The sequence below is a fragment of the Arthrobacter sp. CJL-S3 genome (genome assembly GCF_056711635.1).
On the sequence record NZ_JBWXYY010000002.1, the window covers coordinates 57,905 to 73,456 of the forward strand.

15 protein-coding genes are annotated in these 15,552 nt (G+C 64.3%); 5 read left to right on the forward strand and 10 right to left on the reverse strand.

Annotated elements, in window-relative coordinates; translation table 11 throughout:
- Positions 1-9 precede the first annotated feature (9 nt).
- The 10 genes from AC06G6_RS20515 to AC06G6_RS20560 form a co-directional block, all read right to left on the reverse strand.
- Positions 10-1,782, reverse strand: a complete 1,773-nt coding sequence (locus AC06G6_RS20515) for a type IV secretory system conjugative DNA transfer family protein (RefSeq protein WP_479828891.1) — start codon at positions 1,780-1,782, stop codon at positions 10-12.
- Positions 1,779-3,377 carry an ATP/GTP-binding protein gene (locus AC06G6_RS20520; RefSeq protein ID WP_479828893.1) on the reverse strand — a complete coding sequence of 533 codons (1,599 nt, stop codon included), beginning with the start codon at positions 3,375-3,377 and terminating at the stop codon, positions 1,779-1,781. The genes AC06G6_RS20515 and AC06G6_RS20520 overlap by 4 nt, the downstream gene beginning before the upstream one ends.
- Positions 3,377-4,885 carry an SCO6880 family protein gene (locus tag AC06G6_RS20525; RefSeq protein ID WP_479828894.1) on the reverse strand — a complete coding sequence of 503 codons (1,509 nt, stop codon included), beginning with the start codon at positions 4,883-4,885 and terminating at the stop codon, positions 3,377-3,379. Before AC06G6_RS20525 ends, AC06G6_RS20520 begins: the two co-directional genes overlap by 1 nt.
- A complete protein-coding gene (locus tag AC06G6_RS20530) occupies positions 4,872-6,068 on the reverse strand; it encodes a TrbL/VirB6 family protein (protein ID WP_479828895.1) in 1,197 nt (398 codons plus the stop codon). The genes AC06G6_RS20525 and AC06G6_RS20530 overlap by 14 nt, the downstream gene beginning before the upstream one ends.
- A gap of 82 nt (positions 6,069-6,150) precedes the next feature.
- On the reverse strand, positions 6,151-6,909 hold the full coding sequence (locus AC06G6_RS20535; RefSeq protein ID WP_479828897.1) for a DUF8175 domain-containg protein: 759 nt from the start codon (positions 6,907-6,909) through the stop codon (positions 6,151-6,153).
- A 29-nt stretch (positions 6,910-6,938) separates the two neighbouring features.
- Entirely contained in the window at positions 6,939-7,208 is a 270-nt protein-coding gene (locus tag AC06G6_RS20540) for a hypothetical protein (RefSeq protein ID WP_123256201.1), read from the reverse strand.
- A gap of 11 nt (positions 7,209-7,219) precedes the next feature.
- On the reverse strand, positions 7,220-7,834 hold the full coding sequence (locus AC06G6_RS20545) for a DUF6668 family protein (RefSeq protein ID WP_479828899.1): 615 nt from the start codon (positions 7,832-7,834) through the stop codon (positions 7,220-7,222).
- A gap of 33 nt (positions 7,835-7,867) precedes the next feature.
- On the reverse strand, positions 7,868-9,325 hold the full coding sequence (locus tag AC06G6_RS20550) for a MinD/ParA family ATP-binding protein (RefSeq protein ID WP_479828902.1): 1,458 nt from the start codon (positions 9,323-9,325) through the stop codon (positions 7,868-7,870).
- Positions 9,326-9,365: 40 nt separating this feature from the next.
- Positions 9,366-9,881, reverse strand: coding sequence for a hypothetical protein (locus tag AC06G6_RS20555; RefSeq protein WP_479828903.1), 516 nt, complete (start codon positions 9,879-9,881; stop codon positions 9,366-9,368).
- Positions 9,878-10,945: a CHAP domain-containing protein gene (locus AC06G6_RS20560; RefSeq protein ID WP_479828954.1), complete on the reverse strand. Its 1,068-nt coding sequence runs from the start codon at positions 10,943-10,945 to the stop codon at positions 9,878-9,880. Before AC06G6_RS20560 ends, AC06G6_RS20555 begins: the two co-directional genes overlap by 4 nt.
- A 352-nt stretch (positions 10,946-11,297) precedes the next feature.
- Between AC06G6_RS20560 and AC06G6_RS20565 the strand changes: the two genes are divergently transcribed.
- From AC06G6_RS20565 to AC06G6_RS20585, 5 genes are all read left to right on the forward strand, one after another.
- Positions 11,298-11,891, forward strand: a complete 594-nt coding sequence (locus AC06G6_RS20565; RefSeq protein ID WP_479828904.1) for a hypothetical protein — start codon at positions 11,298-11,300, stop codon at positions 11,889-11,891.
- A complete protein-coding gene (locus AC06G6_RS20570) occupies positions 11,888-12,652 on the forward strand; it encodes a hypothetical protein (RefSeq protein ID WP_479828906.1) in 765 nt (254 codons plus the stop codon). The genes AC06G6_RS20565 and AC06G6_RS20570 overlap by 4 nt, the downstream gene beginning before the upstream one ends.
- A gap of 12 nt (positions 12,653-12,664) precedes the next feature.
- Entirely contained in the window at positions 12,665-12,973 is a 309-nt protein-coding gene (locus tag AC06G6_RS20575; RefSeq protein ID WP_479828907.1) for a hypothetical protein, read from the forward strand.
- 209 nt (positions 12,974-13,182) lie between these two features.
- Positions 13,183-13,386, forward strand: a complete 204-nt coding sequence (locus tag AC06G6_RS20580) for an acyl-CoA thioesterase family protein (protein WP_354149624.1) — start codon at positions 13,183-13,185, stop codon at positions 13,384-13,386.
- A gap of 374 nt (positions 13,387-13,760) precedes the next feature.
- Complete coding sequence (locus AC06G6_RS20585) at positions 13,761-15,377, forward strand: hypothetical protein (protein WP_479828908.1); 1,617 nt, start codon at positions 13,761-13,763, stop codon at positions 15,375-15,377.
- The last annotated feature ends 175 nt before the right edge of the window (positions 15,378-15,552 follow it).

Sequence of the window (15,552 nt, forward strand, 5' to 3'; positions counted from 1 at the left end):
GTTGCTTCCTTACCCGGTGACCCAGGGATTAGCGACCGGAGCGGATGGCATCAGGATGGCCTCCGGCTCCTCCGGGCGGGGGCTGTACTTCTTGATGGATGCCTCCACGGCGTCCTTGTGCCGGCCGGTGTACCAGGGCATGGTGCGGACCAGTGTGGCGGGTGCGCCGGAGGCGAGGACCACGGCGCGGCCGCGGTCCAGCTCGGCGAGGTTGGAGACGTCGAAGATCCGTTCCTTGCCCTCCTGCCGCGAGCGGCTGGATCCGGATTTGCCGGAGGAGACGGAGACATTGGTGTAGCTGTAGTCCCCGATGAGGTCCGAGAGCGCCCGGAGGAAGCCTTCTTCGGCGACGCCGCCACCGTAGACCTTGACGTTCGCGGCCGACCAGATTTTCCGCATGTTCGCTTCGCCCCAGAGTTCGACGCCTTGGGACCAGGACTGCAGGATGCCCATGACGATCAGGCCCTTGGACCCGTAGTGGCTGAACTGATCTGGCAGGGCTGCCCAGCGGACGACGTTGGCCAACTCATCGAGGGCGAACAGTGCTGGTTTGGGCAGACGGCCTCCGCTGCGTTCGGCCCGTTCCTCCATCGCCTCAGCGATCGCCACCGTCAACGCTGTGGTGAGCGGGGAAGCGGAGCCGGCCCCTTCCTTGGAGAGGACGTAGATCGTCTCCTGGGAGGCAGCGAAAGCGTGCGGGTTGAACTGCCGCCGGGCATCCGTGGCCACGGTTGCGCCGCCTGTCGGAGCGACCCAGCGCAGCGTGTTCCTGGACTTCAGGCACTGGATCATCTTCTCGGCGGTGCCGAAGATACCGTCGCGCTGTTTGTCGGCCAGCTCCAGCGTGGACTCCAGGCCCTTGTACTGCAGCTCGTAGTCATGCTCTTTCAGGATGTTGATCGGTTCCCGGTTCACCTGCTCGGTCACCCACAGGTAAACCTGCGTGATGGGAAGTTCACCGAGCGCGGCCGCGAGGAAGTACGAGGAGAGGATGTCTTCGGCTTTGGGGTCGAAGTAGGCATCCGGCTTGGACCCCGGGACCCGTGAACCGACCGAAAAGTGCTGCGTGAGCTTGTACGCCTTCTCTTCGTCGGTGACGTAGGAAAGCGGGTTCCACCACCACTGTGCTTCCTCCTGGGCGATCTTCTGCGGATCGAACACCCATACCGGGGCTGTGAGCTCGCGGACGCCACGGGTGCCGTCCACCACGTCGCGCTTGTTCGAGGTCGACACCACAGCACCCGGTGCGTCCAGGATCGCGGGCATCACCCGTGAGGTGGACTTGCCGGTCCGGGGACCCCAGATATCGAGGCTGAGGTCTTCCCAGGACTGAATGAACGTCTGGCCGGTGGAGACGACCTTGCCCACCACGATGCCCGGCGTTCCTGTCACGCCCAGCCGATCCGCCGTCGCTTTCGCGCCCTTCTCGGAGAACGCGGCCAGGGACTTCCCTCGGCCAAGGTACCGGGCGGCCTTGTCGACGCGGGCACGCTTGGAGGCACCCTTCCTCCAGGCCACGAGTACGACGATGGTCAGGGCCAGGACCACGCCGGCCATGAGGGCGGCCGCGACGGTGGACTGGACGGGCCACGGCACGCGGCCCTTGACCAGCCCGGCGATCAGATCAATCGGGTGTTTGGGGGGTGAGTCGATGCCGGCCATCCAGGATCCCAGGTGGGCGGCGGCGTAGGTCCCTCCGCCGAAGATGACGATGAAGCCGATGGCGAACCAGACCAGCAGGGCATCCCCGAGGCCCATTCCTTTGCGGTTCGGTGCGCTCACAGCGTGCCTCCTTCAACGGGTACGTCGGGGGTCATTGGCTCGAGGAGGGTTTCCGGGGTTTCACGCCACTTAGCCTCGGTGTCGTTGACGCCGTCCGGGCCTTGTTCCAAAGATGTCAGTCCCACCAGAACGGGGATGCCGGGCCGTCCGCCGACCTTGATCAGGAACTTCCCGCGTCCGGGGGGTTCGACGTCGAGCCCGCGGGAGTCCCAGGCGGGCGGGTCCTGCCAGGAGATGAGCTTCTGCTGTTCCTCACCTGACAGCGGAATGGCCGAGGTGAGCAGCGGCATTTCTGAGGCCGGGAGGCCACCGCAGATCACCATGCCGGAGCGCTCGACGAAGCCGCGGGCTTTCATCCGGTCTTCTTCTGCCGGCAGTGCCAGCAGGTCGGACATGGTGTGGGAAATCATGATCTGTCCGACACCGACGGAGCGGTTCAACCGGGTCAGGGCGTCTACCCGGTCCACCATGCCTTTACCGGCGCGCAGCGCCCGCCACAGCTCATCGAGGACGACGAAGTAGTTCCGGCGCGGTTCCAGCCCGGCGTCCGCGAGGGCGTTGGCGACGTTGACGGTGCCGAATCCGTAGGACCAGCACGCGAGCAGAATTGCAGCTTGGAGGTCGGTTTCGGTCTCGTCAATGCTGGAGACATCGAAGACCACGGCGCGGTCGCGCATCATGGGGTTGGTGGTGTGCCGGGAGAAGATTTCTCCGAGCTTCCCGCCTCCGGTCAGGCCCAGCAAGGTCGCTTCCAAGGCACGGGTTTCCTGCAGGTAGACGGCCATGTCGCCGCGGTCCAGTGCAACCTGGCGCAGCTCATCGGGTGCGGAGATGATCACGTCCAACAGGTCTTTGAGGACAGGAACACCGTCGAACCGGTCATCGAGGACCCGCAGGGCCCGGTCCAGGATTGTTTGTTCCTGATCGGTGGGCGGGTTGTTCCGGCTGATGGTGATCAGGGAGACAACCATGGTCAGGCGGCGGCCGTGTGCGTCGGCGCGGACCCGGGCGGCGTCCTCATGGTGGCCGCTGTCTTCGAGCAGCTGCGCCGCTTCGACGGCCTGGCCGGGATCGAGAATGTTCAGGTACCCGACACCTCGGCCGAGCTTGATGACCTGGCCGCCGAGCGCCTGGACCGCTTTGACGTGCTCGCCTTTCAGGTCCCCCAGGATCAGGGGGTGGACGCCCTGTGCGGAGAGTCCGATGAACATCCGGCGCACCACGGTGGACTTTCCCAGCCCCGGCTTGCCCAGGATGAACGCCGACGGATTGGAAATCAGGCGTGCCCGTTGGAACCAGCTGATCGGGTCGCAGCAGACCGTGGCCTGGGTTTCCTCATGGCGTCCGAGCGGGACGCCGATCATGGGCGAGGATGCCCCGGAGGAAAATGGCCACAGCCCGCAGACCTGGACTGTGGTTCCCCGGTATTCCTTCACGGATGGAACGAGCTGGGCCATGCCGCCGCCGCGTCCGGTCCAGCCCCGGGCAGATGGCCCGGGCTGGCGCGGTTCCTTCTCAGCCTTCTTCTTCGGCGCGGCGTTGACCGGTGCTGCAGTCTTCCTGGCGGGGCGGGTGAAGAGTTTCATGCGGGCCATTACAGGGCGTCCTTGATTTCGGAGGGCAGGAGGCTGTGCTTGGGGAGGACCAGCCCGAGGGGCAGGGACGCGGCGAACGCGGTGTCCTGGGTGCCGTAGGCCCGGCGCAGCAGCACCCGGGCGGTGCCGGAGGTCTGTTCCACGGCGGCCACGGCATCGGCGAGGCGTTCCTTGTCGGTCACGGTGGCCGTGACGACCATGCCGAAGTTCACCAGCCCGGCGCCCTGAGCCTCTTCCTGCGCGGTCTGCACAGCGGAGCGGGCATCGACCAGGGCACGGGCGGACGGGCGGTTTCCGGAGGTGATGCGGACGTTGGCGTTGTTCTGGTCCCGCTCCACCACGGCGGCGGCCCGGGCCGAATCCATCGGGCGATACAGCAGCGAGATCCGCTTGCGGTCAATGTCCCCGTGCGGGGCCAGCAGCCGGGACAGGACCGAGGAGTTCACCGAACCGCGCGGGGCACCTGTCATGGTCCAGGAAACTGAGAACGCGCTGTCGTGCCGGTAGTCATCCCAGCCCGCCTGCGTCGCGGAGGGTCCAACTTCGCCCCAGGTCAGGGACACCGGGGAGCCGGCGGCGTGCGCTTCGTCAATGATCAGGGCAGCGGGCGGATCGTAGGCGATCCGGACAACCTCGCAGAGTTCCTGCGCGGACATCGGACGGGCGATCCCGGCGCCGGTGGACTGCAGCCGGGCCGACAGCCCGGGGATCCGGGACGCGAGGTCCCGGGCCACATCTTCGGGTGTGCGCTTCTTCGATCCGGCCCGCAGGGAGGCGTTGAAGGACAGGGAGACCCAGGCCCGGACCGTGGCCGAACCTTCCGGATACGTGTCGACGACCTCGTTGAGGACATTCTTGGCAAAATCCGGTGCGTTCGGGTCGATGTTCATGGTGACCTCATTGCGGAGCCGGTAGCCGGAGTCCGGTGCGGTCTCGACCGTTACGGCGGCGGCGTCCAGGCCCGCTTCGTCTCCGAGGCCGGCGAGCCAGCCGCCCCAGTTCGCCACCCACGCATCGACCTGTTCCGGGTCCACCAGGGACGCGCCGTCGGGTTCGGTGGAGAAAATCACGGTGTAGTGGCTGGTGGAAGGCACATGCAGCAGTGCGAACGGGCGCTTGTAGGAGTCGGTGAATTCGTACAGGGTGGACTTCGCGGCGAGGCCGGGCAGCTGGTACATGCCCCACTCCGTCACGCCGAGGGGGCCGGAACGGTAGAGATTCGTTCCGGAGGACTTGGAGAGACGGAAGCTCATCCGTGTTCCGGAACGGTCAACAACGGACTGGCCGTGCTTGTCCTTGACCGTCAGCAACAGGGCGGCCGCCCCGGCCACGGCCAGGACTGCAAGGCCAGGGAACAGGCCCCAGATGGCGAAGCTGATGATGCCCAGCAACAATCCGGCCATGACAATGCCGGTGCCGATAGCGCCGAGGTTGCCCAGCCCGGCAGAGCGCGGGACGCGCCAGTTGCCGTAGGACGGTTCCTTGTATTCGGTATTAATTGCTGCCACTGGGGCCCTCCCCGGTTGAATCCTGCGCGGTCTGTTGTGCGGCCTGGGAAACCTTGGACGCTGCTTGTGCTCCTACGGCGACGGCCATGCCAGCGGGGCCTGGGGCCTTCGCCGCACCCGCCGCGGCACCGCCACCGGCAGCAGCTCCTGCCCCGGCTCCGGTAGTGCCTGCTGCGCCGGCCATGGCGCTGGTGGCCCTGCCCGGACCGGTAGCCCCGGGCGTCGGCTGGCCGCCATTTCCCTTCGGGCCAGGCGTTCCGTTGCTGCCCTTGGGAGATGCGCCTGACTGGTTGCTTTGTGTACTTGCCGGTGTTGGAGCGGCATTGCCCTTACCGCTCCCGCTGCGGCCCATTGATACGGCGCCTGTGGCCATGGCCCCAACGGCAGCTCCAGCTCCCGCTCCCCCGCCAGAGGCGACGGCCCCGACCATCGGCGTCACGAAACGCATCAGCGCCGGTAACGCGAACAGCGCGACGATCATCAACGTGAAGCCCGTGATGGAAGTGATCAATGAATCCTTCCCACTGTTGTTACCCATGAGGAGGAATGCGACCGAGTAAACGATGGCTGCCGCAGGTTTGTAGAGGATGAACGCGATAGTCCAGCCAACTGCTTTCTGGAACCACTGCCTCCCCATCTCGGTGTTGGTGAAGGCCGCGGTGGTGGGCAGGATGCCCGCCAGGATCACCAACATCCCGCTGCGGACAACCATCAAAACGACCTGAACGAGGGAGGCAATCAGACCGATCAGTCCCAGAACGATGAGGATGAACACGCCGATCCCGGTCTGGCCGGTCACGACCAGGAGGCTCATCGACTCGGCAAAACCCTTACCGTCCGTGGATCGGTCGATGATGGCAGCCGAGAAAGCATCCGCGGCGATCACCAGAATGGAGATGACCCCCAGACCAAGGCCCGAGACCAAGGCCAGGGTGATGAGGGACCGCAGCAGATCCTTTAGTGGTGCTCCGCGTTGTTCCCAGATCATTCGGATGCCACCGAGAATGACCGCGAGGACAGCCAGCGTCAGGGTCCAGAGCATCAGTTCACTGTTCACCATGGAGACGATGGGACTCGGCGTTGTGCGGTCGGAGCTGGCCAGGTTCACCGTGGGCATGGACACCCAGAAGGTAGACAGTGTCGTCACCATCTGGCTCATACCCTCCATGATGGCCTTGGCCATATTTCCCATAGCGTCGTTACTCAGGTCTTGGAGTGCGTTCCCGAATCCGCAACCTATGTCCCCCCACTTGCATTCGGCCATGTCAGATTCCGGACCAGAGGATAAAGCCGCTTAGATCCCTGAGCTGTGACACATTGCTGAAAGTCACGCCGTCATCGGTGGGCTTCACTTTCCAATCTCCGTCCATCCATCGCATGGACAAGGTTGAGTGTCCGAGGGCTCCGGTGTCTGTTTTGAAGGCCAGATCAACGCTGGCTTCCGACGGGGTGTAGGACTTGATGAGAAAACCTTGAACCTGGATGGTGGTCCCATTCCCCGAAGAACTGGCCCCTGCACTCGATTCCCGCAAGGCAACATCCCTTCCTGGGCCGGGCACGAGCAGCTTGTCAGCGAGCTTCACCTCAAGATCCGACGCTCCTGACGAGCCAAGTGCGGCGACATTCATTGCCGCATAAAGGGCACCCGTTGGGGAGTTAGCAAAGCAAGACCGGAAACCGCTCTCGTCAGTCAGCCCGGGTCCGAAGGTTTTGGGATCCGTTGGTGTGGCCATGCGACCCACCAACTCCCACCTGGATTTCGGGGCCGATCCCAACGTCGTTTCCGAGGACGCGGGCAGTCCGCAGATGCTCTCGCCAGCTGCGGCCGAGGCGGTGGGGGTGGCTGTGGCGGAGTTTGCCGGCGCTGCGGTGCCGGGGGCAGGCTGGGCGGTGTCCTGTCCTTTGGGGAGCAGGAAGATGACGACGGCTGCTGCAAGCAGAGCGACCACCAGCGCGGCAGCAATGATGAAACCGGGCTTGGTGAACGGATTGCTTTCGGTGGTGCTCTCTGTTGATTGGCTCATGGTGAACCTCCCGTTTTGTTGGTGCTGGTTTAGACGAAGGCGCGGACGATGCCGGCGGCGCCGGTGATGATGATGCAGCCCATCAGGACCCAGCCGAGCTTGCCGATGGCTTGGGCTCCCTCGCCTCGCTGGAGCTGGATGACCATGCCGATGCCGACGATGATCACGCCCAGGACACCGAGGACCAGGCCGATGCCGGAGGCCCAGTTCAGGATCGTGAGCAGGCCACCTGCCTGTTCCGGGACAACCGGGGTTGGGTTGGGGATGACGCTTGCTGCAAGTGCGGAGATGGAGTTCATGGTGAGACCTTTCAGATGGTGGTGCGGGGTGTGGTGTCGGTAGCCAGGGCGGCCAAGTCAGTGATGAAGCGTTGATATTCGCGGACCGTCGGCGTGGTGGTGGAGTCTCCGTGTCGCCAGGCTTCGACCCAGGGCAGGGTCCAGAACCGCGGGGCTCCCCCGCCGACGATGGCGGCGAAGTCACGAAGTGCCTTGGGAGTCTTCCCGGGTGCGTCCGCCAGGATGGCGAGGCCGAACAGATCAACCGCGGGTGCCGCGCCTGATGCCCACTGCGTCAGGGCGCCTTGTGCAGCTGTCAGGCCCCGGATGTCTGCGCGGCAGACCAGCAGCACCCGGGGCTTGCTGCCGTCCTGGAGGACGGGCCAGCAGTGACCGGTGACCCGTGCCCCGCCGATCAGGTCAGCGGTGCGGCTTTCACCGGATCCTCCATGGGCGCCGGTGATCCACAGCGAGGCAGAGCCGGAGACGGTGCGGCTGGCCAAACGGTCTGCGGCGTCGGGTTCGACCATTCCACGTAGGGGCGCACTGATCACGGCCGCCGGCGGCACGTGTGCCTCCGGAGCTGCCGTGTCCGCGCCGTCGGCGGTGGCCGGGCGGGTGATCCAAGGGTTCAGGGACTGTTGCATGGTTCCTCCTCTCGAAGTCCGTTGGTGGGTGGTTTAGAAGCCGGCGGCGACGGCTGCGGCGGCCGCGAGCCATGCCCGCTGGGTGGCGGGCTGGAGCGCTTCGTAGCGGATGGGTCCGTTGACCAGGGCCGGATCGTAGGGAATCCGGACGACGGCACGGACGAACGGGGCGAAGCCGTCAGCGATCCGCTGGGCTTCGTCCTTGGCCCGCTTCAGGGCCTCGCCGCTCATGCTGCGCTTGGCGTCGGTGGACTCAGAGACGATGACGACGGCGTTGCGTGCCAGCTCCGCGTCGTGGCCGCCGCGGGACTCCAGGGTCTGCAGCGTCAGGCGGGCGGCTTCGGCGCGGTCCTCTATGGCGGTGACGGGAACAACGAGCTGGTTGGTGTGGTCGATCATCCGCCGCCAGTTCGCTGCCCGGGCGGTGTTTCCGGAGTCCATGACCACGAGCCGGTAGTAGCGGGTGAGGACCTGGTGGGCGATGTCGACTTCCTCGGCGGTGACTTCGTGGTCGCCTTCCTCGTTTTCATCCGAGCGCAGGACATCGAACTTGTCGGCGGTTTGGTGGTGGACGAACTTGGCGATTTCGGCGGCGTTCGTTGACGGGGAGAGCAGTTCGGTGGAGGCGTCGATCAGGTCCAGGACGCTGCGGTCGTGGGCGCCTTTTTCGGTCCGCCACCCGAGGGTGCCTTGGGACTCGTTGTTGTCCCACGCGACCGTGGCCGCGCCGCTGTAACGGGCGAGGATGGCCGAGAGCATGACCACGGTGGGTGTCTTGTTGGCGCCGCCCTTGCGGTTGACCACGGCGATGGTCCGGGGACCGGGCCAGTGCTGGCTGACCGTGCGGATGTCCTCGCGTTCGGTGAGTTCTTCCTCGGAGGGGTCCATCCGGAGGCCCAGGCGTGTGAGTGTTCCGCGCCAGCCCTGGGTGGCAGGTTCGAGGACCGGGGCGCTGACCAGGAATGAAGTTTCCTTCAGGCTGCGCCGCGTCGGCGCGGCATCCTCAACAACGGCAGCTGTCTGCGATTCCTGGGTGGCCGTAGCGGGGGCTGTCGGCCACGGCTGGGCATCCACCGGTGCTGCAGGGGCAGGAGCCGGCGCCGACTCTGCAGGAGCGGCCGCGGGCTCCGGCGCGGGTGCGGGGACGGTATCAATGACGGCCGGCGCTACGGTCGTGGGCGTGGTTTCGGGGGCTTCTGCCCGGCGGCGGGCCGGAGCGGGATCGTAGGAGACGGATTCAATCTTGTTGTCCGGGTGGACGATGAGTTCGCCGTGGCCTTCGGGGTCCTCGATGCGGACCCGGACTGGGCGCTGGAGGGTCTGGGCTTCGCCGACGATGAGGGCCAGGGCGTTGTTGCGGAGTTCCTGTACGGAGTTTCCGGCGGGGACAATGCGGGAGTTGCCCGCGACGACGACTTCGGCGGTGCCGTTGTCGCGGACGATGGCCCGGATGTTGGGAAAGGCCATGACCTCGGTTGGTGTAGTACCCATGAGCTTCTTCCTTACGTGTGTGGGGTGGAGGGGGCGGCGTTTAGGAGGCGGGCGGCGTGAGCCGGTTGACCTTCCACGGGGCGTCCTTGCCGGTGCGGAGCAGCTGCACCGTGTAGGTCCCGGCGTTGGTGGGGACCGCTGCAATGACGCCGAAGCCGTTGGCTTCATCGACGGCGAGGGCGGCGGCGGCGGTGACGCGGCTGGCCGGGATGTTGGCCGGGTCAACTGCCGAGTAGTCGGCGGTCGCCTGCGGGGTCAGCCAGCGGGCCAGGTCATTGGCCCACTGCTTTTCCTCCATCGTTGGGCGGGCAAAGTCCGTCATGGCGTTTTCTGCGACGTCCACGGCCTCGTCCTTGCTGGCCTGATCCCAGCTGATGCCGATGGTGGCGGGGATAGTGCCGCCCGGTGCCTGGGGTCCGCTGTTGGCGCTCAGTGAGACCGGCGCGGACGCTGTGGGCTGGTCGGTTGATGCCGTCGGTGCTGGCGTCGTGTTCGCCACCGGTGCGCAGGCCACGCAGAGCAGCGCCACGGCGAGCAGGGTCAAGGGCTTTTTCACTTCTTCTCCTCTTGGGTGGGCAGGTACAGGAAAGCTGAGGGGACAGTGTTGGTAACCGTCCGGGTGTAGTAGCTGTGGTCCGCCGGGGCCGGGTTGCCGTTGTAGCCCTCTTCGACGTAGGTCCCGTTGTCTTTGACTTCCTTGACCACCGCGACGTGGCCGAAGTTCGGGTCCGCTCCCCCTGCTCCGGGGGCGTACCAGACAACGGCGCCGACCCGGGGTGTGTTACCGGCAGCCCAGCCCTTGGCGTCCCAGCCTGCCTTCCAGGTCAGGGCGGAGCCGAGGCCCTGCCCGTCCGGGCGGAAGGTGCCGTTGAGGAACTTGAACGGTGCGCCGGTGGAACCCATCTGCTGGTTCACCCGCCATAGGGCGAAGTCCACGCACTCGCGGTAGTACATGCCGAGAGGAGAGGTGCTGGCCGAGTTTGCGCCGACCTGCAGCCAGGTCGGGGAGTTCTTCCACGGGTAGTCATCCCCCGCGCCGGATTGTCCGGGGATGGCGCAGTCGCTGCCTTGCAAGGAGAACTTTGAGTTCGAGAGCGCCTGGACGAGTTTGACGGCCTCGGGCCAGTACTTCTGGTAGTGGTAGGGGTCGGCGTTGCGCTGGACCTTGTTGCCGGCAATGGTCGGTTCCAACAGTTCCCAGCCGGCCACGCCTTTCAGGGCTTTGATGAAGTTGGTGGCACTCGTGGTGGGGTCCATGCGGTCTGCATAAGAACCCCACGCGCCGTTGTCGCGCTGCTGAAACAGGCCGCGTGAGTCCGGGCCTGCACCGTCACCGGTATCGAGCACCCGCAACCCCGACTCCCCCAGGGCCACCATCACGCTGATCATCTGCCCGTTGGCCGACAAGTCCTGTGCTTTCCCGGCACCCATGATGGTTGCGGCATTCTGCAGCTGTTCCTGGGTGTATCCCTCGACTTTGGTGCTGCCGTCGACGACGACGGAAACCGCCGGCCCGCAGTCGGCCGCCGCAGGTTTGGCGGGGGCCAGCAACAGCAGCATGGAGAAGACCAGGCCGGTCAGCACCACGGGTACCGCTACGGCGGCTCCGGTGCTGAGCATCTTGGACGGCTTCACGCTTCCCCCTGCGCTTGTGTGCTGTACTGCCTGCGGTCATGGATCGTAGGCGGGCCCCGGCTAAACTCGATCCCAGAAGCTACGATGGATTAATACAAGTTTTGAAATATCAACACTTGTTTAAGTATTGGTCCAATCCTAGCAGGTATTGACCGCCCGTGCTTGTCTCATGCCCTTTGTCTAAGGAGTGTCCGTGCCTGTCTCAGCCGCCGAATTTCGGGAGTGGTTGGAAGGGCGATCCCTCAGCCCGTCACCGACTGCGCTGAGTGCGTTGACCGGTATAAATCGGGGCACTCTAAACAACCAGCTCAGGCGCGGAAACGTTGCGGAGTCCACAGTGATTGCCATCGCCAGGGCCACCGGAATGAACGTCATCGACGCGCTCAGCGTCTTCAGTCCGTACCAGGTCATCAAGACCCGGCCCATAGAACCGTCCTCCGCCGAGATCCTGAGCCAGGTCCATCACGCCGACCTCATGGCCGAGCTGCAGTTCCGCACCTCCAGGAAGCACTACCCCCGCGAGCTCCGCAAGGGAATCGACCTCATCCCCTTCCCGCATGACGGCTCAGTTCGGACTTGGATCGACTCCATCGACCCAGGGGACATTCGCCAGCAAATGTCCCAGGAAACAGGCATGGCGCTTACCTACATCGCCACCCAGCTCACCGAAAACAAGCTGAACCCGTCTTTGGCGATTGCAGCCTCACGAGCAGGCGGAGGCTCGTTCGCGACCGGACTAGTGGTGACGGAATTGATCACGCCGGCCGAAGGCGGCTGGCAGATCAGGGCTCGCGAGGATGAGCTACTGGAAGTTTCCGACGATGTTTTGGTCGAGGCCATTTCTGCCCGAATCCATCTACTGCAGCGGAGGGTGAAGCAGCGGAAGGAAGCCCGCGAATACGCGGAGAAAATGACGGAACTCCTGGGATGAACCCGCTCACCGTCGTCCCGGTAAGTTTGATGCTCATTCTTCTGGGGAGCCTGACCTTCAAACGCATCAACACCCCCGTGCTGGGAAACCAGCACGCACTGCATGGGAAAGCCAGCAGCATCGCCCTGTCGGGCATCTTCCTGACCCTCGCCTATCTCCTGCTCCTGCCCCCGGTCTACATGGGCGTGGAAGCACTCTTACCGCTCACCAATGGCACCGACCTGATCTCCAAATACTTCGCCCTCGTCGCCGTCGCATTCCTGGGCGGCCACCTCAGCACTGCCTACGGCTCACCGTTCGCCCGCCGGTGGACTGTCGGGGCGCCGGGAGCGGCCATGCTCGGTATCGTCGCTACCGGACTGCTGGGCACCCTCCTGGCGACCAAAGCCCCAAACCCGTCACCGCAGCTGCTGGACTACGCTGCGCAGCCGAGCGTGCGCCTGAATACATGGCTCGTGCTGGCCTACGTCGCCTACATCGTCTTCCCCCTCATCAAGCCCGCCTTCAAGGACTCCCGCAAGAATCCACTGAGAGTCGGCCGCATCGCGTCGGGACTGATCGCTGCCGGCTTTGCGCTGTCACTGATACGCGCATTCACCTATCCGGTCGAGCTGACTGCGACCGGCGACGCCACCTACCTCTTCATGATCGTTTCCTACATCTCCACGGCCTTCGTAGTGATCGGCCTGGCACTCTTCGCCTACGCCCGGAAAAACCGTGCCGCGCAGACTGAGCTCGGCTCAGCCCTCTCCATCGACTAGAAAGGCTGCCTCATGAACCCCACGCCGGAAGATGCCCAACAGGCCGTCAAACGCGTCCTCGCCGAGGTCAACAATGAAAACGAAGCCGCATACCGGGTCATTTTCGAAGCAGTGAAAATCTGCATCGCCGCCGGGATGAACCGACGGGAAACCGCAAGATTCCTTGGCGTCCAGGCCCGACGAATCGACCGCCGCGGACAGTACTTCCGCTCACTCCTGGCAACCAGGAACCTGTTCCGTGGCGCACGGAACGCCGGCGGCCGCGCATATGCCGATACTGCCGACGTCGAAGCCATCGTTCGACGGGCCTGGAAGCGCTGAACCGCGCCGACAAAAGCCCCATATCTAAAATTTTGTGAGGTTGTGACATATTTGAGTCATGACTTTTTTGATTGCCCGCCCGGTCGATGGCGGCCACGGCGTCCCATGACGGGTTCCGCGGATATTGTCGCGACACGATGCCAATATCCCACTTAAGGCAATCTGATTGATATTGGCTGGTGCTCGGTACACAAAACTTAGGAGGATCCATGGCACAGATGCATAAGGGCGATCGTCTGACCGTCACATCCAAGATTCCGCGCGCGGATGCCATAAAGCTCACCAGGGTTGTCGAAATAACCTCTGAGAGCCGCTCCGAGCTGCTCGCGCGGCTGTTGCACGAGCACCTAAGCACCATCGACCTTGATGCCCTAGAAGGCCAGGAGTCCCTGCCTATCGCTAAGGCCAGTTAAAGACTGAAGGCCCGCACTAGGCGGGCCTTCAAAAAGTATGACGTTCAGATCCGAATCTTGGCGGACAACGATCTGAACTTAACAAGCTCCCCGCGAGGGGCGCTCCATTTGCTATACCCCGAAGGGACTAGCTGTTGTCTATGGTACCTGTCGCGACCCTGCCGTCAATAACTGACGCGCTGCAATCCGCGCGTCAAGTCACGCCCGCTATGGCATGGGCTCTCGCTCCCTTAATCGCCGGCTCACCGACTTACCGCCCGGGACGATGGATCGGCGGGCGATTCCAGTATCCGCGGCCGCTAAACCCTCCCCGGATCACCGCTTCCCTGCCGAAACAGCCGGCGGCCGTTCCCATTCACGGAGCAGATGGATCCGTGGCGACTCTCTGCCTTGACCTGGACACCTCCAAAGCGCTGCAGGGCGTCGTCGATGAAGATGCCCGACGCCTCGGAGACCTTCTGGAAAGCTGCGGCGTCCGCTACATCGCGGACTACTCCCCCAGTGGCGGACGCCACCTCTACATTCCCCTGGCCGAGCGCATGGAAGCACCAGCGGCCCGGGAAATGATAGAAGCCCTCGCACGGACGGCAGCCAGCCTTGACCCCAGCCCGCACCAAAACGTCACCGACGGCTGTATCCGGGTCCCAGGAAGTGCCCACAAAAGCGGCGGCCACCAGACACTCGTCACGCCCCTGAACGAGGCATACGACGTGCTGCGACGCCGCAACCCCGTCCACGCTGTCGCGGCCCTCCGACGCCATCTGGCACCAGAGCTCAAACGTGCACGCGAGCTAAAGGCCCGCGCCGCCAAGCTGGCAGCCCCGGCGACGGCCCACGGTGTCAGTCCGGTCCCCTTTGGCGGCAGCCAGTCCCCCTTGCGCCTGACGGCCCGTACCGGCCTGTACGACACCGCCCGGTACGCCAGCCCGTCAGAGGCCCGCATGGCGGTACTGAACCACTTCGCATCCTGTGGCTGGACCCTGGACCAGGTCCGCCTCGAGCTAGGCGGCCAGCTCTCTGGCCTCGCAGCCCTCTACACCGACGCCCGCCGGCAGGAACGCCTCCTCGATAAAGAGTGGGCCGAGGCCTGCCGCTGGATCCAGAAACCGGGAACCCCGGCAACGGGCAAAAGGAATGCCCGTATTAACGACACAAGCCAACCAATACCCACAGGGGGGGCCAGCAAAACCAGCAGCAAAGCTGCTGCACACCAGCTCGTAAACGATCTTGAAAATGTGCTGTACGCAGTCCTGGACCACAGATTCAAAGAACGCGGCCGCGAAGGCCTCAGCCTGCGCCTGCTGCTGCGCGCAGTACTCGGCTACATGCGAACCATGGAAACCGACGTGCTGGACGTAGGCTGCCGTACCTTCGCTACGGCACTGGGCAAGCACCACGGCACCATCTCCAGGCTGCTCCCGATGCTTGAACAAGCCTCAGACGGCATCCTGACCAAAATTGCCGATGCCCGCGGCCGCAACGCCGACACATACGTGATCCAACTCCCCCAGCACTTTGAACAACTTGCCCGGGAACTGTCCTGGCGCAGCGGAAAGATCCACGGCATCCGCCCCGTATTCCGTGCCCTGGGCGACGTCGCTGCCCTCGTCTACGAATCCATCGAACGCGGACGCCTCTCCCCCACAACAGCAGAAATCGTCCGTTCCACAGGGCTCAGCCGCACAGCCGTCGAAACGGCCTTGGCCGCCATGAGCAGCTACAACATGATCGGACGCCGGCACGGGCAATGGAGCATCACAGCCGGGACCAGCCTGACAGCCCTGGCCAGGCGGCTCGGTGCACTTGACGACGCCGCAGAGCAGATCAGTACCCACCGAAAGCAACGCGCAGCCTGGCACGCATGGCTGGACAGGAACCTCGCGCCCGAATTGGCGGAACACGAAGTGGACGAACCTGACTCTGATCTCTACTGGATCCCGCCCTCGGAAGCCGAAGTGGACTTGATCGGGACGCTGTGGCGAGCTGCCTGACTTGCCGCCGAATGACAGTAAAGCCTTCATTGACTGCAATGACAGCATTGCAATTAAAGACGTCAATACTGTCAAAGACAGTAATGACTGCAAAGACTGCAAAGACTGCAAAGACGCTAAAGACTGTATTGACTGTATTGACAGTATTGACTGCATTTGCACTAAGGTGGGAAAC

Excerpts from the sequence above, each read along its gene's own strand:
- AC06G6_RS20545 (WP_479828899.1), bottom strand. The coding sequence starts at position 7,834 with ATGCAACAGTCCCTGAACCCTTGGATCACCCGCCCGGCCACCGCCGAC.
- AC06G6_RS20520 (WP_479828893.1), bottom strand. The coding sequence starts at position 3,377 with ATGGCCCGCATGAAACTCTTCACCCGCCCCGCCAGGAAGACTGCAGCA.
- AC06G6_RS20580 (WP_354149624.1), top strand. The coding sequence starts at position 13,183 with ATGGCACAGATGCATAAGGGCGATCGTCTGACCGTCACATCCAAGATT.
- AC06G6_RS20575 (WP_479828907.1), top strand. The coding sequence starts at position 12,665 with ATGAACCCCACGCCGGAAGATGCCCAACAGGCCGTCAAACGCGTCCTC.
- AC06G6_RS20550 (WP_479828902.1), bottom strand. The coding sequence starts at position 9,325 with ATGGGTACTACACCAACCGAGGTCATGGCCTTTCCCAACATCCGGGCC.
- AC06G6_RS20540 (WP_123256201.1), bottom strand. The coding sequence starts at position 7,208 with ATGAACTCCATCTCCGCACTTGCAGCAAGCGTCATCCCCAACCCAACC.
- AC06G6_RS20570 (WP_479828906.1), top strand. The coding sequence starts at position 11,888 with ATGAACCCGCTCACCGTCGTCCCGGTAAGTTTGATGCTCATTCTTCTG.
- AC06G6_RS20530 (WP_479828895.1), bottom strand. The coding sequence starts at position 6,068 with ATGGCCAAGGCCATCATGGAGGGTATGAGCCAGATGGTGACGACACTG.
- AC06G6_RS20535 (WP_479828897.1), bottom strand. The coding sequence starts at position 6,909 with ATGAGCCAATCAACAGAGAGCACCACCGAAAGCAATCCGTTCACCAAG.
- AC06G6_RS20560 (WP_479828954.1), bottom strand. The coding sequence starts at position 10,945 with ATGCTCAGCACCGGAGCCGCCGTAGCGGTACCCGTGGTGCTGACCGGC.